General features: G+C 55.8%; 22 protein-coding genes. 5 read left to right on the top strand and 17 right to left on the bottom strand.

The features are described from left to right. Positions 1-37: 37 nt before the first annotated feature. Positions 38-1960, bottom strand: a complete 1923-nt coding sequence (ftsH, locus tag HUE57_RS09450; RefSeq protein ID WP_172840079.1) for an ATP-dependent zinc metalloprotease FtsH — start codon at positions 1958-1960, stop codon at positions 38-40. A 105-nt stretch (positions 1961-2065) separates the two neighbouring features. After that, positions 2066-2686 carry a 23S rRNA (uridine(2552)-2'-O)-methyltransferase RlmE gene (gene rlmE / locus HUE57_RS09445; RefSeq protein WP_078482528.1) on the bottom strand — a complete coding sequence of 207 codons (621 nt, stop codon included), beginning with the start codon at positions 2684-2686 and terminating at the stop codon, positions 2066-2068. A gap of 50 nt (positions 2687-2736) precedes the next feature. Between rlmE and yhbY the strand changes: the two genes are divergently transcribed. Next, positions 2737-3084, top strand: coding sequence for a ribosome assembly RNA-binding protein YhbY (gene yhbY / locus HUE57_RS09440; protein ID WP_174673069.1), 348 nt, complete (start codon positions 2737-2739; stop codon positions 3082-3084). On the opposite strand, the gene HUE57_RS09435 is transcribed toward yhbY, so the two are convergent. The 5 genes from HUE57_RS09435 to HUE57_RS09415 all read right to left on the bottom strand — a co-directional run bounded on the left by HUE57_RS09435 (position 3081) and on the right by HUE57_RS09415 (position 9796). After that, positions 3081-3539: a DUF4149 domain-containing protein gene (locus HUE57_RS09435; RefSeq protein WP_078482530.1), complete on the bottom strand. Its 459-nt coding sequence runs from the start codon at positions 3537-3539 to the stop codon at positions 3081-3083. The two genes, yhbY and HUE57_RS09435, sit on opposite strands and share 4 nt — an antisense overlap. Positions 3540-3559: 20 nt before the next feature. After that, positions 3560-4039, bottom strand: coding sequence for a transcription elongation factor GreA (gene greA / locus HUE57_RS09430; RefSeq protein WP_078482531.1), 480 nt, complete (start codon positions 4037-4039; stop codon positions 3560-3562). Then, a complete protein-coding gene (carB, locus tag HUE57_RS09425; RefSeq protein WP_078482532.1) occupies positions 4036-7257 on the bottom strand; it encodes a carbamoyl-phosphate synthase large subunit in 3222 nt (1073 codons plus the stop codon). Before carB ends, greA begins: the two co-directional genes overlap by 4 nt. A 78-nt stretch (positions 7258-7335) precedes the next feature. Further along, the gene (carA, locus tag HUE57_RS09420; protein ID WP_078482551.1) at positions 7336-8481 is read right to left on the bottom strand and encodes a glutamine-hydrolyzing carbamoyl-phosphate synthase small subunit; all 1146 of its coding nucleotides are present in this window, start codon (positions 8479-8481) and stop codon (positions 7336-7338) included. Between the two features lie 223 nt (positions 8482-8704). After that, positions 8705-9796, bottom strand: a complete 1092-nt coding sequence (locus HUE57_RS09415; protein ID WP_174673068.1) for a methyl-accepting chemotaxis protein — start codon at positions 9794-9796, stop codon at positions 8705-8707. Positions 9797-9831: 35 nt separating this feature from the next. Between HUE57_RS09415 and HUE57_RS09410 the strand changes: the two genes are divergently transcribed. Then, positions 9832-10026 (top strand): hypothetical protein, encoded by a 195-nt coding sequence (locus tag HUE57_RS09410; protein WP_174673067.1) that lies wholly within the window; start codon positions 9832-9834, stop codon positions 10024-10026. A gap of 23 nt (positions 10027-10049) precedes the next feature. Here HUE57_RS09410 and HUE57_RS09405 read toward each other — a convergent pair whose 3' ends face one another. From HUE57_RS09405 to hrcA, 7 genes are all read right to left on the bottom strand, one after another. Further along, positions 10050-10580, bottom strand: a complete 531-nt coding sequence (locus tag HUE57_RS09405) for a hypothetical protein (RefSeq protein ID WP_174673066.1) — start codon at positions 10578-10580, stop codon at positions 10050-10052. 316 nt (positions 10581-10896) lie between these two features. After that, positions 10897-12516 carry a methyl-accepting chemotaxis protein gene (locus tag HUE57_RS09400; RefSeq protein WP_078482534.1) on the bottom strand — a complete coding sequence of 540 codons (1620 nt, stop codon included), beginning with the start codon at positions 12514-12516 and terminating at the stop codon, positions 10897-10899. A 152-nt stretch (positions 12517-12668) separates the two neighbouring features. Then, on the bottom strand, positions 12669-13475 hold the full coding sequence (gene dapB / locus HUE57_RS09395) for a 4-hydroxy-tetrahydrodipicolinate reductase (RefSeq protein WP_078482535.1): 807 nt from the start codon (positions 13473-13475) through the stop codon (positions 12669-12671). Between the two features lie 166 nt (positions 13476-13641). Continuing rightward, on the bottom strand, positions 13642-14787 hold the full coding sequence (gene dnaJ, locus HUE57_RS09390; RefSeq protein WP_078482536.1) for a molecular chaperone DnaJ: 1146 nt from the start codon (positions 14785-14787) through the stop codon (positions 13642-13644). A 143-nt stretch (positions 14788-14930) separates the two neighbouring features. Beyond that, positions 14931-16868, bottom strand: coding sequence for a molecular chaperone DnaK (gene dnaK, locus HUE57_RS09385; protein ID WP_078482537.1), 1938 nt, complete (start codon positions 16866-16868; stop codon positions 14931-14933). A 126-nt stretch (positions 16869-16994) separates the two neighbouring features. After that, complete coding sequence (gene grpE, locus HUE57_RS09380; protein WP_078482538.1) at positions 16995-17576, bottom strand: nucleotide exchange factor GrpE; 582 nt, start codon at positions 17574-17576, stop codon at positions 16995-16997. A gap of 65 nt (positions 17577-17641) precedes the next feature. Continuing rightward, positions 17642-18709: a heat-inducible transcriptional repressor HrcA gene (hrcA, locus tag HUE57_RS09375; protein WP_236725616.1), complete on the bottom strand. Its 1068-nt coding sequence runs from the start codon at positions 18707-18709 to the stop codon at positions 17642-17644. Positions 18710-18863: 154 nt separating this feature from the next. Between hrcA and HUE57_RS09370 the strand changes: the two genes are divergently transcribed. Both HUE57_RS09370 and recN read left to right on the top strand, forming a co-directional pair. Further along, positions 18864-19763: an NAD(+) kinase gene (locus HUE57_RS09370; protein WP_078482540.1), complete on the top strand. Its 900-nt coding sequence runs from the start codon at positions 18864-18866 to the stop codon at positions 19761-19763. A 3-nt stretch (positions 19764-19766) separates the two neighbouring features. Then, the gene (gene recN / locus HUE57_RS09365; protein ID WP_078482541.1) at positions 19767-21437 is read left to right on the top strand and encodes a DNA repair protein RecN; all 1671 of its coding nucleotides are present in this window, start codon (positions 19767-19769) and stop codon (positions 21435-21437) included. Between the two features lie 115 nt (positions 21438-21552). Here the strand turns inward: recN and fur are convergent, their stop codons facing one another. Next, positions 21553-21969 carry a ferric iron uptake transcriptional regulator gene (fur, locus tag HUE57_RS09360; RefSeq protein ID WP_078482542.1) on the bottom strand — a complete coding sequence of 139 codons (417 nt, stop codon included), beginning with the start codon at positions 21967-21969 and terminating at the stop codon, positions 21553-21555. A gap of 100 nt (positions 21970-22069) precedes the next feature. Here fur and HUE57_RS09355 point away from each other — a divergent pair, with 100 nt between their 5' ends. Beyond that, positions 22070-22393, top strand: a complete 324-nt coding sequence (locus tag HUE57_RS09355) for an outer membrane protein assembly factor BamE (RefSeq protein WP_078482543.1) — start codon at positions 22070-22072, stop codon at positions 22391-22393. A 3-nt stretch (positions 22394-22396) separates the two neighbouring features. Here HUE57_RS09355 and HUE57_RS09350 read toward each other — a convergent pair whose 3' ends face one another. Then, on the bottom strand, positions 22397-22726 hold the full coding sequence (locus HUE57_RS09350; protein ID WP_078482544.1) for an RnfH family protein: 330 nt from the start codon (positions 22724-22726) through the stop codon (positions 22397-22399). Beyond that, positions 22713-23150, bottom strand: coding sequence for a type II toxin-antitoxin system RatA family toxin (locus HUE57_RS09345; protein WP_078482545.1), 438 nt, complete (start codon positions 23148-23150; stop codon positions 22713-22715). The genes HUE57_RS09350 and HUE57_RS09345 overlap by 14 nt, the downstream gene beginning before the upstream one ends.

Genomic DNA, 23150 nt, shown 5'->3' with positions numbered 1-23150 from the left:
TTACCCAAGAAAAAACCCGCAATCGCGGGTTTTTTCTCTAGTGCTGTCCGGCTGGACCACCGATCGGGTCGTTGCCTGATTTAGACGAATCGGTCTTTTCAGCCGGTCCACCCTCATCCGAATCTGACTCATCACTTGAGTCCCAATCCTGAGGGGGACGAGGATCTTTACCGTCCATGATGTCATCGATCTGATCTGAATCAATGGTCTCGTATTTAATCAACGCCTTGGCCATCACATGGAGCTTATCCATGTTCTCGTTGAGCATGGTATTTGCGCGCGCATAGTTATCATCAATGATGGAGTGAATCTCCTCATCAATCACATGTGCCGTCTCATCAGAGATGCTCTTGTGTTGAGTCACTGAGTGGCCGAGGAAGACTTCACCCTCATCTTCAGAGTAGGCAAGCGGTCCAAGTCGGTCAGAGAGGCCCCACTGGGTAACCATGTTGCGAGCGATCTCAGTGGCACGTTTGATATCGTTCTGCGCACCGGTGGTGACGTTCTCCTCACCGAAGATCAGCTCCTCGGCGATACGTCCACCGTAGAGCGTAGAGATCTGACTCTCAAGTCGCTCCTTACTGGCGCTATAACGATCCGCCTCAGGCAGAAACATCGTCACACCGAGGGCGCGGCCACGTGGAATAATCGTCACCTTGTAGACCGGATCGTGTGAGGGGACCAGACGACCAACGATGGCGTGACCCGCCTCGTGATAAGCAGTGAGATTCTTCTCCTCCTCGCTCATCACCATGGAGCGGCGTTCCGCACCCATCATGATCTTATCCTTGGCACGCTCGAAATCGTCCATTTCGACCAGACGCTTGTTGGCACGCGCGGCAAACAGTGCCGCTTCATTGGCTAGATTAGCGAGATCGGCACCGGAGAATCCAGGGGTACCACGAGCGATAATCGCAGGTTTAACGTTATCGTCGACCGGCAACTTGCGCATATGCACGCGCAGAATCTGTTCACGACCACGCACATCGGGCAGCGGTACCACCACCTGACGATCGAAACGGCCGGGACGCAGCAGCGCAGGATCGAGTACGTCGGGACGGTTGGTTGCAGCAATGACGATCACGCCCTCGTTGCCCTCAAAGCCATCCATCTCAACCAGCAGCTGGTTCAGGGTCTGCTCACGCTCATCGTGTCCACCACCGAGACCGGCACCGCGATGGCGACCGACCGCGTCGATCTCATCGATAAAGATAATGCAGGGGGCGTGTTTCTTCGCCTGCTCGAACATGTCGCGGACACGCGAGGCGCCGACACCGACAAACATCTCAACAAAATCGGAACCTGAAATGGTAAAAAACGGCACCTTTGCTTCACCAGCGATCGCCTTGGCCAGCAGTGTCTTACCGGTACCGGGGGAGCCAACCATCAATACGCCACGAGGAATCTTGCCACCGAGCTTCTGGAACTTACCGGGATCACGCAGGAATTCGACCAGCTCGCCGACCTCCTCCTTCGCCTCCTCAACGCCGGCCACATCACCGAAGTTAACCTTGACCTGATCCTCACCCAGCATGCGTGCCTTGCTCTTACCAAAGGACATTGCACCGCGACCACCGCCACCGCCCTGCATCTGGCGCATGAAGAAGATCCAGACACCGATCAGTAGCAGCATCGGGAACCAGGAGATAAAGATCTGCATCAGTACCGACTGCTGCTCGGGTGGCTGCGCCTCGATCATGACGTTATTGGCGAGCAAATCGCCGATCAGAGAACGGTTATCGGTCTCGGGACTGTAGGTCTTGATCCGCTCACCACCGATTGAACTACCCGTAATGGTGCGGCCTTCGATCAATACACTCTGGATACGCCCATCTTTCACATCATTAATAAATTGCGAATAGGGCAGCGGCTGTGCGTGCTGCTGAGTGGTGCTGAAATTATTAAACACCGACATCAGGATGATTGCGATAACCACCCAAAGGAGCACATTTTTTGCCATGTCGTTCAAACCTGTTTACCTCAGATATGATAGGGGTTTTATTACTGATCAGCGTGAAGCGCTTGATTGAATTAGAGTATAGGTCACTGGATTGGTTCTACCCTACTACAGTTTAAAGTTACGGGCCAAGGCGTAGACCTCACGCGAACGTGGGCGTGAAGCCTTCGGTTTACGCATCGTCACCTTGCCGAAAGCCGAACGAAGCGCCTTGAGATACTCATCAAAACCTTCACCCTGAAAAACCTTCACCAACATGGCCCCACCGGGAGATAACGTCTCTTTTGCCAATTCCAGAGTCAGCTCAGCCAGATACATCGCTCGCGGCTGATCAACCGCACTCATACCGCTGATATTGGGGGCCATATCTGACATTACAAGGTCAGCCTGCCCACCATCGAGTAGATCGATCAGCTGCTGGTGCGGCTCATCCTCGCGGAAGTCACCCTGTATAAAGGTAACATCGGCGAGCGAGTCCATCGGCAGAATATCGAGTGCAATCACCCGCCCCGTGTCTCCCAATATGCTGGCGGCGTACTGTGACCAGCCACCGGGAGCCGCGCCGAGATCGATCACCGTCATCCCCTGCTTCAGAATACGATCCTTCTCCTGAATCTCGATCAGCTTGTAGATCGCACGCGAGCGATAGCCATCCGCCTGCGAGCGTTTCACATACTCATCGTCGAAGTGCTCCTGCAGCCAACGTCCACTACTTTTACTACGTGCCATAACTTACCAACAGCTCTTTTCAGTGAAATGGGGTGCGATACAGGGTAAACTTGCCACCCTTTTTCGACCAGCACTACTTTACAGAGGTCTATACACCCGTGCCCCTCACCGATTCACAAAAACGCCATCTGCGAGGCCTCGGCCACTCTCTTAAACCACTCATCATCGTCGGCGATAAGGGCATCTCCGAGGGGCTGATTGAAGAGACCCGCAGCACCATCACCCATCACGAACTGATCAAGGTACGGGTCAACGCGATGGATCGGGAGTCGCGCGATGCGATGATCGCTACACTCTGTGAGGCGTGTAAGGCCGAACTGATCCAGCGAATTGGACATGTCGCCCTGCTATTCAAGCGCAACATCGACAAGCCTCGTATCGAGATCCCTGCCCGCTAGTCACCCCGTTTCACACTCACCACCCCGACGGCAACCAACACCGCGCCCGCCAGCGAGTTGAACAGAAACAGCAGTGAAGAGATGCCATGCAGCATCGCAAAGCGGCTCCCCTCCAAGCTCGTGGGCAGACCTGCCGCTCGCAGCTCCGCGACCTGCGGATGGAGAATAAATTCACTCACTGCCGCAGCAATCACCATCACCAGCAACAAGCCACAACGCCAACTACGCAAATAACCCCGCCCGACTCGATAGAGTGCGATGACAAGCAGCAGTGCGGCCACCACAAGACTCAGATAGGTTGTCAGGGTGAAGAGTTCACCGGCAAGAGTGCCGGCGAGGGCGCGATTCTCAAGAAGATTGAATAGCTGTGGAACGGCCAGATAACCAACACCCCAGAGCGCGCCAACCCAAAGGGTTAGTAACAATCGCTCAACAACCACAAAAACTCTATCCATGACCGGGGCTAGCAGGGGGATTAGATGTATTTGACCTCGAGGATCTCGAAGGTGCGAGTACCGCCGGGAACATCGACAGAGACCACATCACCCTCGCTCTTGCCGATCAGGGCACGGGCAATCGGTGAGTTGAGTGAAATCTGACCCGCCTTGATATCGGCTTCATCCTCACCAACGATCTGGTAGGTCACCTCTTCACCACTCTCCTCCTCTTCGAGGTCGATAGTGGTGCCAAAAATGACACGTCCATTGGCCGGCATTGTGGTGACATCAATCACCTGCGCATTGGAGAGCTTGCCATCAATATCCTTAATACGGCCTTCAATGAAGCTCTGCTGCTCACGCGCGGCGTGATACTCAGCATTCTCTTTCAGATCTCCGTGGGCACGCGCCTCGGCAATTGCCTCAACAACACGTGGACGCTGAACGCTTTTCAGATCCTGGAGCTCAGCCTGAAGTGCCTCAGCCCCACGTACAGTCATAGGTACCTTACCGCTCATACTGACAGCTCCTTATGCAGATCCTGCAGACGGTTAACATCGGCCTCGTCGCGACGTTTCATCGCGCGACAGGCAGCCTCACCACCTGCGATTGTTGTGAAGTAGGTGACCTTGTGCTGCAGCGCCGAGGCACGAATGCCGCGCGAATCGGCAATCGCCTGCTTTCCTTCAGTGGTATTGACGATGAAACTGATCTCATCGTTCTTGATCATATCGACGATGTGTGGACGGTCTTCGGTCACCTTATTCACCACACCGCACTCGATACCCGCCTCGTTCAAGGCTCGGGCGGTACCACGTGTGGCGACCACCTCGAAACCGAGCTCAGCCAAGGTTCCGGCGACACGTACGGCACCGCCCTTATCCGATTCACGCACACTGACAAAGGCACGACCACTGCTCGGCATGGTGACGCTAGCGCCAAGCTGCGCCTTATGGAACGCCTCACCAAAGCTACGACCGACACCCATGACCTCGCCAGTCGACTTCATCTCAGGGCCGAGGATCGGATCAACACCAGGGAACTTCACAAACGGGAAGACCGCCTCCTTGACCGAGTAGTAGTCGGGCACGATCTCTTCCGTTGCACCCTGCGCCTCAAGCGTAGTACCCGCCATACAGCGGGCCGCCACCTTGGCCAGCTGGCGACTGGTCGCCTTGGAGACAAAGGGAACGGTACGTGAGGCGCGAGGATTGACCTCTATCACGTAGACGTCATTGTCCTTGATCGCAAACTGAGTGTTCATCAGACCGATAACCTTCAGCTCTTTTGCCATCACCGTCACCTGACGGCGCAGCTCATCCTGAATCTCCGCCGACACACTGTAGGGTGGCAGTGAACAGGCTGAGTCACCGGAGTGAACACCCGCCTGTTCGATATGCTGCATGAGTCCGCCGATCAGTACCTGCTCTCCGTCACAGATGGCATCGACATCGAGCTCTACCGCATCATCGAGGAAACGATCGAGCAGCACTGGCGACTCATTGGAGACCTTCACCGCGTCACGCATATAGGTGCGCAGCTCAGACTCATTAAAGACGATCTCCATCGCACGACCACCCAGCACATAGGAGGGGCGCACCACCAGTGGGTAACCGATATCCTCGGCCAGACGTACCGCATCCTCAGGGTTACGTGCGGTGCGATTGGGCGGCTGGCGCAGACCGAGCTTGTCGATCATCTGCTGGAAGCGTTCACGGTCCTCAGCCAGATCGATCGAGTCGGGCGAGGTACCGATAATCGGTGCACCGGCGGCCTCGAGATCACGCGCCAGCTTCAGCGGTGTCTGACCACCGTACTGAACAATCACGCCTTTAGGCTTCTCGAGGTCGATCACCTCGAGTACATCCTCAAGCGTCAGCGGCTCGAAGTAGAGACGATCCGAGGTATCGTAGTCGGTAGAAACAGTCTCGGGATTACAGTTGACCATGATGGTCTCGTAACCATCCTCACGCATTGCCAGAGCCGCGTGTACGCAGCAGTAGTCGAACTCGATACCCTGGCCGATGCGGTTAGGACCGCCGCCGAGCACCATGATCTTCTCTTTATCAGAGGGATTCGCCTCGCACTCCTCCTCGTAGGTGGAGTACATGTAGGCAGTCGAGGTAGAGAACTCAGCGGCGCAGGTATCTACACGTTTATAGACCGGACGGATACCGAGTTCGCGGCGCAGCTTGCGCATCTCGCCTTCACGCAGACCAATCAGCTTGGCGAGACGACGATCGGCGAATCCCTTGCGTTTGAGCTTGAAGAGGAAAGGCTTATCGATACCTGAGACACCACGCTCACGCACCTCGGCCTCAAGCGTCACCAGCTCCTCCAGCTGTACCAGGAACCAGCGATCGATCTTGGTCAACTCAAACATCTTCTCCAGGTCGATCCCGGCACGGAAACCGTCAGCGACATACCAGAGGCGCTCGGGAGTGGGACGACGTAGCGCTTGATAGAGCGCATCCATCGCATCCTCCTGCTCCATGTCGAACATCTCATCAAAGCCATCGACACCGATTTCGAGACCGCGCAACGCCTTCTGGAACGACTCCTGCTGGCTACGACCAATTGCCATCACCTCACCCACCGATTTCATCTGTGTGGTCAGGGAGTTATCGGCCTGTGGGAACTTCTCGAAGGTGAAACGCGGAATCTTGGTCACGACGTAGTCGATAGTCGGCTCAAACGAGGCCGGGGTGGCACCACCGGTAATATCGTTCTGCAGTTCATCGAGCGTGTAACCGACCGCCAGCTTCGCCGCCACCTTGGCAATTGGGAAGCCGGTTGCCTTGGAGGCGAGCGCCGAGGAGCGCGACACACGTGGATTCATTTCGATAATGGTCATGCGACCGTTATCGGGATTGATTGCAAACTGGACGTTGGAGCCGCCGGTGTCGACACCGATCTCACGCAGTACCGCCAGTGAGGCGTCGCGCATGATCTGATACTCCTTGTCGGTCAGGGTCTGTGCCGGGGCAACGGTGATCGAGTCACCGGTGTGCACACCCATCGGATCGAAGTTCTCGATCGAGCAGATGATGATGCAGTTGTCCTTGTGGTCTCGTACCACCTCCATCTCATACTCTTTCCAGCCGAGGATCGACTCCTCAACCAGCAGCTCTTTGGTCGGCGAGAGATCAAGGCCTCGTTCGCAGATTTCGACGAACTCTTCCTTGTTATAGGCAATACCGCCACCGGAGCCACCCATGGTGAAGCTGGGACGGATAATGGTCGGGAAGCCGACCTGCGCCTGCACCTGCCACGCCTCTTCCATCGAGTGGGCAACCGCAGCCTTGGGCATGTCGAGACCGATCTTGGTCATCGCCTTGTGGAACTTGTCGCGATCCTCCGCCTTGTCGATCGCCTCCTTCTTCGCACCAATCATCTCGACGCCGTGCTGCTCCAGCACACCCTCGCGGGCCAGATCGAGCGCGCAGTTGAGTGCCGTCTGACCACCCATAGTCGGCAGCAGCACATCTGGCTTCTCTTTTTCGATGATCTTCGCCACCGCCTGCCAGTTGATCGGCTCGATGTAGGTGGCATCGGCCATCTCCGGGTCGGTCATAATGGTGGCTGGATTGGAGTTGACCAGAATAACGCGATAGCCCTCTTCGCGTAGCGCCTTACACGCCTGTGCGCCCGAGTAGTCGAACTCACACGCCTGGCCGATGACAATCGGCCCAGCGCCGATGATCAGGATGCTTTTGATGTCTGTACGTTTTGGCATGGCTTCTTTGTCTGATCATTTAGGTGGTGACTGCAGCGGATGAGCTCATCACCCGCCACGGCCACACACGGTTATTAACTATTGCTGCGCTGCTTCAATCAGCTCAATAAAGTGATCGAAGAGTGGTGCCACATCGTGTGGACCGGGACTCGCCTCGGGGTGCCCCTGGAAACTGAAGGCGGGTTTGTCGGTGCGATGTACACCCTGCAGACTGCCATCAAAGAGCGAACGATGGGTGGTACGCATGTTTGCTGGCAGACTCTTTTCATCGACCGCGAAGCCGTGATTCTGACTGCTGATCATCACCTCACCGCCCTCGACATCCTGCACCGGATGGTTGGCACCGTGGTGTCCAAACTTCATCTTCACCGTCTTTGCCCCACTGGCCAGGGAGAGCAGCTGATGACCGAGACAGATACCAAACACCGGTAGCTCGCCCTCAAGAATTTTGCTAATCGATTCGATCGCATAGGTACAGGGCTCTGGGTCGCCCGGGCCATTGGAGAGGAAGACGCCATCAGGATTGAGCTTCAGCACCTCTTCAGCAGGGGTCTGTGCCGGAACGACAGTGAGCCGGCAGCCACGATCGACCAGCATGCGTAGGATGTTGCGCTTTACGCCGAAATCGTAGGCGACGACATGATAGGGAAGCTTCTCTTCAATCGGGTGCGGCGCATCAGGCATGCCGTCGGCGAGTGTCCAGCTACCCTGCGCCCACTCGTAGGGCTGACCGGTGGTGACCTCTTTGGCGAGATCCATCCCCTTCAGACCGGGGAAGCCCTGCGCTGCGGCAACTGCAGCTGCCTCATCGATATTCTCACCAGCAATGATGCAACCATTCTGAGCCCCCTTGTCGCGCAGAATTCGGGTCAGCTTACGGGTATCGATATCGGCGATGGCAACGATGTTGTTGCGCGCCAAATAGGTGTCGAGTGACTCCTGGTTGCGAAAGTTACTGGCCAGTAGAGGCAGATCGCGAATCACCAGACCACTGACATGCAGCGCCGATGACTCTTCATCATCCTCATTGGTCCCGACATTGCCGATGTGTGGATAGGTCAGGGTAACAATCTGTTTTGAGTAGGAGGGATCGGTCAGAATCTCCTGATAACCGGTCATCGAGGTATTGAATACCACCTCGCCAACGGATTGCCCATTGATACCAATTGATTCCCCCCAGAACAGGGTGCCGTCTTCCAGGGCTAACAGGGCCGGTTGTCGCAAGATTACCTCCACTCAACGCGCGCAAAAAACGGGAAAAGCCACAAGGCTGCTCCCGCACGGTTAAATCTTTCAAGAATCCCGTTTCCGGGTGGGGCCGATTCTACTCAACCTGGGCCTCGCTGTCCATCCAAGGCGATGAGAAATGCGTCCAATTGGCGCGACTCCGGCAAGATGAAACACCGCGGGAGTATTCGCGGTGGTAATGGCCTGGATCGGGGCTGAGTTAGAGCCTGAAGCGGTCTACCAGCATATTGAGCTTGGCGGAGAGATCGATCAGCTCATTGCTGACCTCGGCATTCTGCCCGGAGAGCTGTGATGCCTGCTCGGCGAGCTGACTGATATTGACGATATTGCGATTGATATCTTCAGCCACCTTACTCTGCTCATCGGCAGCGATAGCGATCTGACTATTCATATCATTGATTCCCGAGACACCACCAGCAATCATCGCCAGCGACTCAGCGGCCGCTTCGACCTGCTCAGACTCCTTGGCTGCACAACCACGCGCCGTCTCCATCGCACTGACCGCCTCTCGAGCACCGAGCTGTAGCTCTTCGATCATCTGCTCGATCTCCTGGGTCGACTGGTGGGTACGAGTCGCCAGGGTTCTCACCTCATCGGCTACCACCGCAAATCCTCGCCCCTGCTCGCCTGCTCGTGCCGCCTCGATGGCAGCATTCAGCGCCAACAGGTTAGTCTGCTCGGCAATCCCTTTGATCACATCCAGGACCACCCCGACATTTTCACTCTTCTCATCGAGCTGCTTGATCACGGTAGAGGCCTGCTCCACATCGCTCATGAGAATATCGATACCACCGATCGCCTGAGTCACAACATAGGCACCCTTCTTCGCCTCCTGATCGGCATCCTTGGAGAGCTCGGCGGTCTGACCCGCATTGCGCGCCACCTCCTGCACGGTCGCCTCCATCTCATTCATCGCCGTGGCGACCATCTCAGTTCCCGTCTGCTGCTCTCGCACCGCGCCGGCACTCTGTTCTGAGGTCGAGCGAATACGATCAGCCACATCCGTCAATCCATGCGTGGTGTCACTCACCTCTTTCAGGCTGTCATGGAACTTGACTATCATGCCGTTGAAGGCGTCGGCCATCTCTCCAATCTCATCCCGCTTCTCAACCACAATCTGTTGACTCAGATCTGAATTCTGCTCAATGGATTGAATTGTGCCGCGTAATTTATTAATTGGCTTAGTGACCACTCGACCCAGCATGTAGACCATCAGCACAAGACCCGCTGCAAATAGCACAATCTGGATACCGCCTGAGCTAAGCAGACCATTAAAGATCTTGTTGTGCATCTCATCGAGCCGGGAGTCGCTATTTTTGCGAAAGTTTGTTTTGGGCATCAAGCCCAAGCAAACAGCAAAACTTCACGCGACCGTTTATGCCTGCGGCGCCCCGACCGTCCTGCGTACGTTGCGTAATCACCTCTTCGCTGCTCTACACAACTCCCTCAGTGACTCTACGCCGACATAAAGCCGCTGCTGCATCTTCTCCGTCGTTCGCTCGCGCTCTCAACTACGAATAGGCAGACGGCGTCGACTATCGGGACTAACCGCCCTCACTTCGCTCTCCATGGCGGTCAGCGGAGTAGGAGACACGCACCGCACCGAGCACCGTACCCTCAGGAACTTGATGGCAGAGTAGACAATTGGTGCCACGATAATCGGCGCTGGCACGTAGCGGAGTAACAACGGTGAGGTAACTACCCTCTTCACCATCGACATCCTCTATTACCGCTTCACCGGCAAGTGCACGACGATCCAGTTCATCAACCGGCTTCTGATCCTCAAAGCCCGCACCGAAGAGTTTTGCGATCCCCTCACCACGAATGATGCGCGCCTCAAGCACATTGGGACGCTCAAGCAATTTTTTCTGCAGGATCTGGCGATTGGTCATGTTACCGGTCAGCATCATCGCATTAATGGTGTCGAAGTAGCTGTCGGCCATATCGGTGGTCTGTTGGGTAATAGCAGACTCGACCAGAGAGTGGGTACTTTTAAATGAGTGCCATAGAGATGCGATTAAAACCGTGACAAACACGGCCAGGAGCGTGAGGTTTATTTTTGCTGCGATCTTCATTATGGAATCCTCCGTCCCGATCTTTTTATGAGCAGACTTCCTGCCACACATGCTACGCCAAACTCCCAAGCAGACAAGCTCGGGAAAACCCACCCAGCCCCCCTCCTTACGCGACCACTCGACTTCACATCGCACAACCGAGATGAACCATTGACGTAATCACACCTAAGAAGACTATCGGAAATAAGCGACAAAGCTTTAACAAAAGCTTAAATATGGTTGATTTAAATCAACGTAAATTGATGCTAACGAAACAAAAAAGGACGACACCCTGAAGGTTTGCCGTCCTTATCAATGACATTAAATTAAACTACGATCAGTTGAGTTTAAAACGACCTATCGCACCTTCTAGACGTGAGAAGGCGGCAATCAGACGGTCACTGATCTGCAGATTTCGATCGGCCTCCTCCGAGGTCGCCTCCGAGATCAGTCCGATATTCTCAAGATTTTCATTCACCCCGCTGGTGAGCTGCATCTGCTCAGAGATCGCATCGGCAATTTGATTATTCATCTCGCGGATACCGACCACCTCACCGACGATCATGCCGAGCGCCTCAGCAGCACGTTCGACCTGCTCCTCCTCGGTCTTCGCCAGCTCGCGTGCACTATCGATAACACCAACGGCGTCACGGGCTCGTGACTGGAGATTATCGATCATCTCCTCGATCTCTTTGGTGGACTCGTGGGTTCGAGTGGCCAGCGTACGCACCTCATCAGCAACCACCGCAAAACCACGACCATGCTCACCGGCTCGCGCCGCTTCGATCGCCGCATTGAGTGCCAGCAGATTAGTCTGTTCAGCGATATTCTTGATCACATCCAGCACCACACCGATCTGTTCACTGTTGGTATCGAGAGACTGGATAACACCCGCCGCCTCTTCGACATTGTTCATCAGCGCATCAATACCCGCCAGCGCCTTGGTCGCAACTATAGCTCCACCCCGCGCCTCTTCATCGGCACCAGCTGAGGCCTCTGCCGTCTGTTTGGCATGATCTGCAATACCATTCACCGATGACTCCATCTCGCGCATAGTGCCTAGCGCGGCTTCGGTGCCGTTACGCTGCTCGGCAACCGCCTTGGCAGTATTTTCCGATGAAGCCGCGATCTCAGATGAGACAGCACGAAGCTCGTTCGTCGTCTCGTAGACCTGCGTCATACTCTCCTGAATCTGATCCATCATCTGGTTAAAGGCGTTACCCATCGCACCAAACTCATCGTTGGTACGCACCTCAAAACGCTGACTCAGATCAGAGTCTGTCGCCACCGCATCGATCGTCTTACGCAGCCTGCCGATCCGACTGGTCACAATCTTCGACATCATATAAATAATTAGAGCCAGCCCCACAACAAACAGCAGCAGACTGACGCCACCAATCACCATCAGGCTATCGCGAATCTGTCCGTGAATGTCCTCGAGCGAATAGCTCACACGTACCGCACCCAACACTGTTCCCTCAGGCACTATGTGACAGGTGAGACAGTTGGTGCCGCGATAATCCTTGCTGGCCAGAACCGGATTGATCACCGTCAGCAACTCACCACTCTCACTCATCTCAACGATCGATTCACCAGCCAGCGCACGACGATCAAGATCGTCCTGTGGCAGTTCATCGTCAAAACCGGGGCCGTAGATCTTAGAGACAGATTCGTGGCGAAGAATGCGACCCTCAGTGTAATTGGGGCGTTCCAACAATTTGTCCTGGAGGATTTTTCGATTGGCCATATTACCGGTCAGCATGAAGGCGTTGATCGAATCGAAGTAGGAGTCAGCTGCATCGCGTGTCTGCTGCAACACCACCTCTTCAACCAGCGACTGCTCACCGTCATAGACAAACCAGAGCGAGGTCGCGAAGACCATTAAAAAGACCCCGAGCAGCGCCAGATTAATCTTTGCAGAGATGCCGAGCTCTAACTTTCCCGCTGCCTTATTCATATTCTCACCAATCTAGTTGTTATATTTTAATTCGGTAGAACTATCGCGACACACTCCCATGTACGGGTTTGAAAACCGCGACCAGCCGGTTGCTCACCAGCTATAATGCACAATAATTAAAACTGTCCGGGGTGGACAGTTAACAAATCGACTTACTCAGCCAGACCAAGTACGTCCTGCATATCGAACTCTCCCTGAGAGTGTTGCATCACCCAGCCGGCTGCTCGTACAGCCCCCTTGGCGAAGGTCATGCGACTCGATGCCTTGTGGGTAATTTCGAGTCGTTCACCCAACGCGGCAAACAGCACGGTGTGTTCGCCAACAATATCACCCGCCCGAATGGTTTCAAAACCGATCGTCTTGCGCTCACGCTCACCGGTGATACCCTCGCGACCGTATACTGCACACTCTTTAAGATCGCGGCCCAGCGCATCGGCAACCACCTCACCCATGCGTAGCGCGGTCCCAGAGGGGGCATCAACCTTGTGACGATGGTGTGCCTCCACTATCTCGATATCGACATCATCGCCCAGGACTTGAGCGGCAATCTCAAGAAGCTTGAAGCTTAGATTGACGCCGACACTCATATTAGGGGCAAAAACGACCGCCACCTGCTCACCTGCCTCAGCGATTTTCTGTTTCTGCTCATCATCAAGACCGGTGGTTCCGATCACCACCCTCTTCCCTGCTTCCCGGCAGATTTCAAGGTTTGCCATCGTCACGGCTGGGCTGGTGAAATCGATCAACACATCGAAGTCATCAACCACAGCAGCCAGATCATCGACCAACTTCACACCGAGCGCACCAACACCGACCAGATTGCCCACATCGAGCCCCAGCAGTTCGCTACCGCTTCGCTCAGTAGCCGCACCGACACTCACACCTTCAGCCATCTGGCTCGCCTCAATCAGAATGCGTCCCATACGACCGGCAGCACCGGCAATTGCAACCCTGCTCATCTCTACACCTCGAATTCGATTATTAAATGCAGCCCACCGCTGCAGACCAGAAATTTCGTTATTGGAATAGCGACAGACAATAACAGATGGGGGTGGCTCGGGACCACCGCATAAAAAAGGGGCCGTTAGGCCCCTCTTTCACACTCTCTGTCACTACTACCAGCGACTAGGCGCCCAGATCGCCAAAGAACTTCTTCACCCCATCGAGCCAGGAGCTGGCACGCGGGTTGTGCTGTGCATCGCCACCGAGGCTCTGCTCAAAGCTCTGTAGGATATCGCGCTGCTCGGCCGACAGATTGACCGGCGTCTCAACCACTACGCGGCTGAGCAGATCACCGGTCACACCACCGCGCACCGACTTCACACCCTTCCCGCGCATACGGAACAGCTTGCCGGTCTGAGTGCCAGCTGGAATCTTCAGCTTGACCTTGCCATCAAGGGTCGGCACCTCAAGCTCTCCACCGAGTGCGGCGGTGACAAAACTGATCGGCACCTCGCAGTAGAGGTTGTTGTCATCACGGACAAAGATCGGATGATCCTTGATCCCGACCTGCACGTAGAGATCACCTGATGGACCACCGTTCTCTCCCGCCTCACCCTCACCGGAGAGACGAATCCGGTCGCCGTTATCGACACCTGCCGGCACCTTGACCGAGAGGGTCTTGTGCTCCTGCACACGACCGTGGCCATGACAGCTCTTACAGGGGTTGGAGATGATCACACCATTGCCGTGACAGGAGGGACAGGTCTGCTGCACAGAGAAGAATCCCTGCTGCATTCGCACCTGACCCTGACCACCACAGGTGGCGCAGGGGGTCGGCTTAGAGTCACCCTCACCGCCGCTACCACCACAGCTCTCGCACTTCACCATGGTTGGCACACGAATCTTCACCGTGGTGCCGTGTACTGCATCCTCAAGACTCAGCTCGAGGTTGTAACGTAGATCAGAACCGCGACGCACACTGCTGGTACCACGCCCACCCGGGCCACCACCGCCGAAGATGTCGCCGAAGATATCGCCAAAGATATCGCTGAAGTTACCGGCACCCGCGCCGCCACCGTAACCGGGTCCACCACCCATCGACTGATCGACACCGGCGTGACCAAACTGATCGTAAGCGGTGCGTTTCTGAGCATCGTTTAAGACCTCATACGCCTCTTTCGCTTCCTTAAATTTGGCTTCGGCTTCCTCATCATCGGGATTACGATCGGGATGATACTTCATCGCCAGACGACGATAGGCCTTCTTCAGCTCCGCTTCGCTGGCGTTTTTCGCCACGCCCAGCACTTCGTAGTAGTCACGTTTACTCATGGTGTTCCGGTCGCATCACTTTAAGTAGATCGATAACGCGTGGAGTCGTTGCCTCCAACACGCCGAAGGCGCGGAAGTCTAAACTCCCGCGCCCGCGTCTTTCCCCTGACCCAGCTGGGCGGGGGGCTACCATAACCTGATGGTTACTTATTGTCTTCCTTAACCTCTTCGAACTCGGCATCGACAACGTCATCATCCGCCTGTCCAGCATCACCCTCAGGCTGTGCAGCACCCTCGGCACCAGCGGCATCTGCAGCACCCTTCTCGGCGTAGAGTCGCTCAGCCATCTTGCCGGAGGCCTCGGTCAGCGCCTTGGTCTTGGCCTCGATCTCATCCTTGTCATCACCCTTCATCGCCTCTTCGAGCTCTTTGATAGCAGCCTCGATAGTATCCTTCTCGCCCGGCTCGAGCTTCTCGTCACCCAGCTCTTCCATCGACTTGCGGGTGGCATGGATCATCCCATCGGCCTGGTTACGCGCATCGACCAGTTCGTGGAACTTCTTATCCTCGTCGGCGTGTGCCTCAGCATCCTTGACCATACGATCGACTTCATCATCGGAGAGACCAGAAGAGGCCTTGATGATGATGTTCTGCTCTTTACCGGTACCCTTGTCCTTTGCCGAGACATTAAGAATGCCGTTGGCATCGATATCGAGGGCGACCTCGATCTGCGGTACGCCACGGGGTGCCGGTGGGATATCACTCAGATCAAAACGACCGAGTGACTTATTGGCACTCGCCATCTCACGCTCGCCCTGGAGTACGTGCACGGTAACCGCCGTCTGATTGTCATCAGCGGTAGAGAAGACCTGATTCGCCTTGGTCGGGATGGTGGTGTTTTTATCGATCAGCTTGGTCATCACGCCACCCATGGTCTCGATACCGAGACTCAGTGGGGTTACGTCGAGCAGCAGCACGTCCTTGACGTCACCGCCCAGAACACCACCCTGGATCGAGGCACCCATCGCAACCGCCTCATCGGGATTTACATCCTTACGCGGCTCCTTACCGAAGAACTCCTGTACCGCCTCCTGAACCTTAGGCATGCGGCTCTGACCACCAACCAGGATGACGTCATCGATATCGGAGACGTTCAGACCCGCATCCTTCAGTGCCACCTTACAAGGATCGATGGTACGTACGATCAGCTCTTCAACCAGCGACTCGAGCTTGGCACGGGTCACCTTGACGTTAAGATGTTTGGGACCTGAGGCATCAGCGGTGATGTAGGGTAGATTGACGTCGGTCTGGGCACTCGATGAGAGTTCGATCTTCGCCTTCTCCGCACCCTCTTTAAGACGCTGCAGTGCGAGTGGGTCATTGTGCAGATCGATACCGGTGTCCTTCTTGAACTCATCGGAGAGGTAGTCGATGAGACGCATATCGAAATCCTCACCACCGAGGAAGGTATCACCGTTGGTTGAGAGCACCTCGAACTGGTGCTCGCCATCGATATCGGCGATCTCGATGATCGAGATATCGAAGGTACCGCCACCGAGGTCGTAGACCGCGATCTTCACATCACCGCGCTTCTTGTCCATGCCGTAGGCAAGGGCCGCTGCGGTTGGCTCATTAATGATGCGCTTGACCTCAAGACCGGCAATCTTGCCCGCATCCTTGGTCGCCTGACGCTGTGAGTCGTTGAAGTAGGCAGGAACGGTAATGACCGCTTCGGTCACCTCTTCGCCAAGGAAATCCTCAGCGGTCTTCTTCATCTTCTGCAGCACCTTGGCTGAGATCTCGGGAGAGGCCATCTTGGTGCCCTTCGCCTCGACCCACGCATCACCGTTATCCGCCTTAACGATCTTGTAGGGGACCAGCTTGATATCTTTCTGTACCGCATCCTCTTCGAAGCGGCGACCGATCAGACGCTTGACTGCGTAGAAGGTGTCGGTCGGGTTAGTGACCGCCTGACGCTTGGCCGACTGACCAACCAGCACCTCATTGTCGTCGGTGTAGGCGACGATCGATGGTGTGGTGCGATCACCCTCACTATTTTCGATAACACGTGCCTTACCACCCTCCATCACTGCTACGCAGGAGTTGGTGGTTCCCAGATCGATACCGATAATCTTGCCCATGATCTCAATTCTCCACTTCAAACCGTCGTTTTGACGACGGGGATTTATTCAAATTCGTTAAAACTGCATTCTGCCCCTGAAGATGGGGTTACTCGTCCCGATTTCAAGCCTGCAGAGTGATATTAATTACTCAGCGGCCGCTTTAGAAACCACCACCCGTGCCGGACGGATCAGACGATCATTGAGGGTGTAGCCCTTCTGGAACACCGCCACCACCATGTTGGGCTCGACCTCGTCGGTCTCCTGCATGGTCATCGCCTGGTGATTATCCGGATCAAACCTCTCCCCCTCGGGATTAATCTCGGCGATACCGTGCTTCTCCATCGCAGAGAGCAGCTGTTTGAGGGTCATCTCACTCCCCTCGCGGAGGGTCTCAACCGTAGCGCCCTCATTGGCAGCCGCTGCCACACCCATCTCGAGGCTATCAACCACACTCAGCAGCTCGTTGGAAAACTTCTCCAGCGCGTACTTGTGGGCATTCTCCAACTCGCGCGCGGTGCGCTTGCGCAGATTATCCATCTCGGCACGCAGCTTCAGTGTCTCGTTCCAGTGCTCATCGGCCTTGGCGCGTGCATCTTCGAGCAGCACCGCCACATCTTCAACGGGAGCATCCCCCTGAACCGCCTCATCCTCGGCGGCCGACAGGACCTCCCCCTCAACAGCGCCACTCTCATCAGTTTGCGGCTCTTGCTGATTGTTATTACTCATCTTTATAAAACTCCAAACACATAATCTATTGCGGGTTATTAATTCGGTTCGCTGCTATATGGGGCTTATTCACGTGGATTCAAGGCGGCGCTGAGCAGCTTGGCGGTGACATCGACTATCGGGATCACCCGCTCATAGGCCATACGGGTCGGACCAATCACGCCCAGTACACCGACCCCTTGCCCCTCAATGTTATAGGGGGCAGTCACCACGCTGCACTCATCCAGCACGCTGTAACCCGACTCTTCGCCGATGAAGATCTGTACCCCATCGGCGTTAATACTGTGATCAAGCAGATGCAGGATCTCCTGCTTCTGACTGAACGCCTCAAACAGTCCACGCAGCTTCTCTACGCTGCTCATATCGCTCAGCCCCATCAGATTGGTCTCACCAGCAAGTAGAAAATCGTTGTCGTTACGTTCGGCATCAAACAGCTCACCCGCCGCATCGATCAGTGAGCGCATCACCTCATCCATATGTTCGCGCGCCGACTCCAGCTCAGCCACCATCAGCTCATGCAGCTGGCTTACGTCCTGACCGGCGAAGTGGCTACTCAGATAGTTGGCAAAACGACGCAGATTCTCGGCACTGTAGTCACGATCGACATGAATGATGCGGTTCTGTACCTCATGTTCGTTGACCACCAGAATCACCAGGATGCGACGATCGGAAAGCGGTAGAAACTCCACCTGACGCAGAATCGTCGTCTGCAGTCGTGGCATCGTCACCACCCCCGCCATCTGCGAAACACCGGAGAGCAGTGAAGAGGCCTTGTTGAGCAGCAACTCCTGACTATCGAGTTTGGGATCGAGCAGCTGCTGAAACTGGCCCAGCTCACGGGTATCGAGTTCACGCACCGTTAGCAGTGAATCGACAAACATGCGATAGCCCTGCACGGTAGGGATACGTCCTGCGGAGGTATGGGGGGAGCTGACCAGACCCAGCTCCTCCAGATCGGAGATCACATTGCGGATCGTGGCGGGACTCAGTTTCAGACCGATATCGCGCGCCAGGGTGCGGGAACCAACCGGGGTGCCCTCTTCTATATAGTGTTCAACCAACACCTTGAGCAGATGCTGGGCGCGCTCATTGAGCGCTATCGACACACCATTTTCCGTTTTTGTTTGACTCACTCGATTAATTTCCGGTGATGACCCCGTCCGACGCCGGCGAAATAGTAGCACTCTGACCTATCGAGTGCTAACGCCACTAAGGGTCTATCTATGGGCGCTGTTGGCGGCTTGCAATGGGCGTGATAACGTTGCCAAAAAAGCACAGGTGCAATAGATGTCCACCCCCTTCAAAACCATTGGTCTCATCGGAAAATTTGACGACCCGAGCATTGCAGGCACCCTGCACGCACTCAGCGAACACCTACTCGAACAGCGCCAGCAGCTGCTGCTCGATGAGAACACCGCCAAGCTACTGCCCGAGCTGAACCTCGAGAGCGCCAGCCGCGATGAGATCGGTCGTCGCTGCGAGCTGGCGATCGTGGTGGGCGGTGACGGCACCCTGCTCAACGCCGCCCGTAGCCTCTGCGAACATGAGATCGCCATTCTCGGCATCAATATGGGTCGGCTCGGTTTTCTGGTCGATGTCTCACCCGCTGAGATGGTGGCCCGCCTCGATGAGATCCTCGGCGGCAACTACCTCGACGAGGAGCGTTTCCTGCTTGAGATGTATGTCGAGGGTGTGGACGGCAGTTGCCGCCCCTTCAATGCACTTAACGATGTGGTGGTACACAACCCCGAGGTGGCGCGCATGATCGAGTTCTCCACCTACATCGACGGCAGCTTCGTCACCACCCAGCGGGCCGATGGTCTGATTGTCGCCACCCCGACCGGCTCAACCGCCTACGCCCTCTCCAGTGGCGGTCCGATCATGCACCCCTCACTCGACACGGTGGTGATGGTGCCGATCTGCCCACACACACTGAGCAATCGCCCACTGATGGTCAATGCCGCCAGCCGTATCGAAGTAGTGGTCAACGAGACCAGTAGCAGCCACTCGCAGGTAAGCTGTGATGGGCAGGTCACCGTCGATCTGAAGAGCGATGACCGCATCATTATTCAACGCAAAGAGAAGCGCCTGCACCTGATCCATCCGCAGGGTTACGACTACTTCGAGATCCTACGCGCCAAGCTCGGCTGGAATGAGCACCCCGGCAAACAGTGTCCGGAGGTTTAACCGATGCTGAGTCAGATCCAGATTCGCAACTTCGCCATCGTCGAACAGCTCGATCTTGAGCTGCAGGCGGGTATGACCGTACTGACCGGCGAAACCGGTGCCGGCAAGTCGATCCTGATCGACGCGCTGGGCCTGGTGCTGGGTGACCGCGCCGATAGCGGCATCGTCCGTCACGGCACCAAACGGGCCGAGATCGGCGTCACCTTTCAGGTCGACACCAACAGCGGCGCCGCCGAGTGGTTGGAAGAGAACGAACTCGACGATGAGGGTGAGTGCCATATCCGCCGAACCGTCAGCCACGAGGGTCGCTCCAAGGGTTACATCAATGGTCGCCCGGTGCCGGTGGCACAGCTCAAGGCGCTGGGTGAGATGCTGGTCGATATCCACGGCCAACACGCCCACCAGTCACTGGTTAAACGCGATATTCAGCGCCAACTGCTCGATGAGTTCGCCAACTACCCCAAGCTATTAAAACAGGTGAGCAGCCTCGCCGATGAGTGGCATACCCTGCATGAGGAGCACCAAGCGCTGCGTCAGGCCGCGGCTGATCGCGATTCGCGCCTCGAGCTGCTGCGCTACCAGGTCGAGGAGCTGGATGCACTGGCACTCAGCGCCGATGAGCTGCCAAAACTGGAAGAGGAGCACGCACGCCTCGCCCACGCCGGTGAGTTGATCGATGTCTGTCAGCGTCATCTCGATCTACTACGCGACAACGATGAGCAGACCCTGCTCTCTCAGCTAGGCACTCTGCTGCACGAGATGTCAGATCAACTCAGCATCGATGGCAATCTGTCAGAGAGTTTCGAGCTGCTCAACTCGGCACAGATCCAACTCCAGGAGGGGGCCGATGAACTGCGCCGCTACACCGATCGACTCGAACTCGATCCCGAGCGTCTGCAATATCTCGACGAACGCCTCAGCACCATCCACAACCTGTCACGCAAACACCACGTAGAGCCGCACCAGTTACCACCGCTCGCACAGCAGCTGAGTGATGAGCTGGCCAACATTGAGCAGGCCGATATTCGTCTCGATGAGATCGGTGCCGAGATTGAGGCGCTGCAGAATCGTTATATAAAGGCAGCCAAACAGCTGACCAAATCGCGCAGCAAGACTGCCAAACAGCTAGGCAAGGGGGTCAGTACGGCGATGGATGAGCTCGGCATGCAGGGCGGTATCTTTGAGATCGCACTGCAGTCGCACGAGAGTGAAAAACCCTCACCGCATGGCATGGAGCAGATCGATTTTCTCGTCACAGCCAATCCCGGTCAGCCGCCCAAGCCACTCAGCAAGGTCGCCTCGGGGGGTGAACTCTCGCGCATCAGTCTGGCGATTCAGGTCATCCTTGCCGATAGCGCCCACATCCCCACACTGATCTTCGATGAGGTCGACACTGGAATAGGTGGTGGTGTGGCCGAGACGGTGGGACGTAAGCTCAGAACCCTCGGTGAACAGCGCCAGGTGCTCTGTGTCACCCACCTACCACAGGTCGCCTCGCAGGGGCATCAACATCTGCAGGTCGCCAAACAGAGCGATGGTAAACAGACCGCCACCTCGATTCTGCCACTGGTCGAACAGGCACGAGTCGATGAGGTGGCACGGATGCTGGGCGGACTTGAGATAACTACCCAGACCCTGGCACACGCCGAAGAGATGATTAGTCAGGCGGGTTAGTTAGTAATCTCAACTGAAGCGGCAGCCCAATCGTTAGAGTCATCAACCGAATACGGTGAAATCCGGGGCGATAGGCCTCTGGATTTCACTTCGTTACATCTCGGCTACAGAATGACTAACCTTTTTTCTGGCAATCTGAACAGATGCCATGAATATAGAGGGCGTGGTCGGTCATCTGATAACCGGCCCGCTCAGCGATTTCTCGCTGCAGGTTCTCAATCGTCTCATCGACGAACTCATCAACCTTGCCACATTTCACACAGAGGATATGGTCGTGGTGGGTGCCCTGCTCCAGCTCATACATCGACTGGCCGCTCTCAAAGTGGTGGCGGGCAACAAGACCGGCGGTTTCAAACTGCGCCAACACCCGATAGACGGTAGCCAGCGCGATATCCTCGCCAGACTCATGCATCATCCGGTAGACCTCCTCTGCGGTCAGGTGCCGGTGCTCACTCGCCTCAAGCATATTGAGGATTTTTACCCGCGGCGCGGTGACCTTCAGTCCCGCACGTTTTAATTCTTCCGATTCCAAGCTACTGCTCCATTATTGTTATGTTCGTGCCATTGGTACCCGGCTTGGGTTATTATCGCGCCAGCTAAATCAACGAATCAACACAGGCGGACAAGCAAAGATGGGAAAGCTTCTCATTACGTTACTACTCAGCGCAACTCTTACCCTTAGTGGTTGTGTGGTACATAAAATCGACATCCAGCAGGGCAATGTGGTCAGCCAGGAGATGCTCGATAAACTCAAACCCGGCATGAGCAAACGTCAGGTTCGCTACGCGCTCGGCACCCCGTTGATTACCGACACCTTCCATCAGGACCGCTGGGACTACGTCTACAGCCTCAGCGAGGGCGGCAAACTGAAAGAGAAACGTCGTGTCTCACTCTTCTTCGAAGAGGAGAAGCTGAGCCGCATCGAGGGCGACATGCGCCCTAGTGCGAGCGAGTAACGTCTACTTCTCTGCGGGGGTCTCTCGAGCCCCCTTGGACATCTTCTTACCTGCTGCCGCACGCTGTTTGCGCACCTCTTTAGGATCAGCAATCAGCTTGCGGTAGATCTCAACCCGGTCACCCGCGCGCAGCGGGTTGGCAAGTTTTCCGAGCTTGCCAAACACACCCACCTTATTAACCGCCAGATCAATCTCCGGATAGCGCTGCAGCAGTCCCGAGCGCTCAATCGCGCCCTCCAGCGTACAGTCGACCTCCACCTCCAGGGTGACAATCACCTGCTCATCGGGCAGTGCATAGGCGACCTCAACCGGAATCTTTTCAACGTTTTCCATAGACATCCACCGCCCGCTTGCAGAAGGCATCGACCAGCGTATTGGCGATCTGGCTAAAGACCGTACCAAAGGCCATGCTCATTAATCTGTTTGAGAATTCAAAATCGAGATCGAGTGACACCTTGCACGCCTGCTCACTCAGCACCTCAAAGCGCCAGTAACCCTCAAGGCGCTTAAACGGCCCCTCAACCAGTCCCATTTCAATCATCTTGCCCTGCTGCAGTCGGTTACGGGTGGTGAACTTTTTCTGCACCGCCCCCTTGGCCACCTCGATACTCGCCTCGACCAGATCCTCATTACGTGAGAGAACCTCGGACGAGCGACACCAGGGAAGAAAGGCTGGATAGGCGTCGACATCATCAACCAGATCGAACATCTCTCTGGCAGAGTAATTTACCAATGCACTCTTATTTACTGTTGCCAA

Origin of the sequence: Candidatus Reidiella endopervernicosa (assembly GCF_013343005.1) — a bacterium.
In the GTDB taxonomy this organism is placed as follows: domain Bacteria; phylum Pseudomonadota; class Gammaproteobacteria.
The sequence above is the reverse complement of the archived record's forward strand: the minus strand, read 5'-3'. Positions and strand labels throughout refer to the sequence as shown.

Coding starts and splice junctions, on each gene's coding strand:
- dapB (WP_078482535.1), bottom strand. CDS start 13,475: ATGAGCAGGGTTGCAATTGCCGGTGCTGCCGGTCGTATGGGACGCATT.
- HUE57_RS09400 (WP_078482534.1), bottom strand. CDS start 12,516: ATGAATAAGGCAGCGGGAAAGTTAGAGCTCGGCATCTCTGCAAAGATT.
- ftsH (WP_172840079.1), bottom strand. CDS start 1,960: ATGGCAAAAAATGTGCTCCTTTGGGTGGTTATCGCAATCATCCTGATG.
- HUE57_RS09415 (WP_174673068.1), bottom strand. CDS start 9,796: ATGCACAACAAGATCTTTAATGGTCTGCTTAGCTCAGGCGGTATCCAG.
- HUE57_RS09435 (WP_078482530.1), bottom strand. CDS start 3,539: ATGGATAGAGTTTTTGTGGTTGTTGAGCGATTGTTACTAACCCTTTGG.
- carB (WP_078482532.1), bottom strand. CDS start 7,257: ATGCCAAAACGTACAGACATCAAAAGCATCCTGATCATCGGCGCTGGG.
- rlmE (WP_078482528.1), bottom strand. CDS start 2,686: ATGGCACGTAGTAAAAGTAGTGGACGTTGGCTGCAGGAGCACTTCGAC.
- HUE57_RS09350 (WP_078482544.1), bottom strand. CDS start 22,726: ATGGAAAACGTTGAAAAGATTCCGGTTGAGGTCGCCTATGCACTGCCC.
- dnaJ (WP_078482536.1), bottom strand. CDS start 14,787: ATGAGTAAACGTGACTACTACGAAGTGCTGGGCGTGGCGAAAAACGCC.
- dnaK (WP_078482537.1), bottom strand. CDS start 16,868: ATGGGCAAGATTATCGGTATCGATCTGGGAACCACCAACTCCTGCGTA.
- recN (WP_078482541.1), top strand. CDS start 19,767: ATGCTGAGTCAGATCCAGATTCGCAACTTCGCCATCGTCGAACAGCTC.
- grpE (WP_078482538.1), bottom strand. CDS start 17,576: ATGAGTAATAACAATCAGCAAGAGCCGCAAACTGATGAGAGTGGCGCT.
- greA (WP_078482531.1), bottom strand. CDS start 4,039: ATGAGCGGTAAGGTACCTATGACTGTACGTGGGGCTGAGGCACTTCAG.
- HUE57_RS09370 (WP_078482540.1), top strand. CDS start 18,864: ATGTCCACCCCCTTCAAAACCATTGGTCTCATCGGAAAATTTGACGAC.
- HUE57_RS09405 (WP_174673066.1), bottom strand. CDS start 10,580: ATGAAGATCGCAGCAAAAATAAACCTCACGCTCCTGGCCGTGTTTGTC.
- HUE57_RS09355 (WP_078482543.1), top strand. CDS start 22,070: ATGGGAAAGCTTCTCATTACGTTACTACTCAGCGCAACTCTTACCCTT.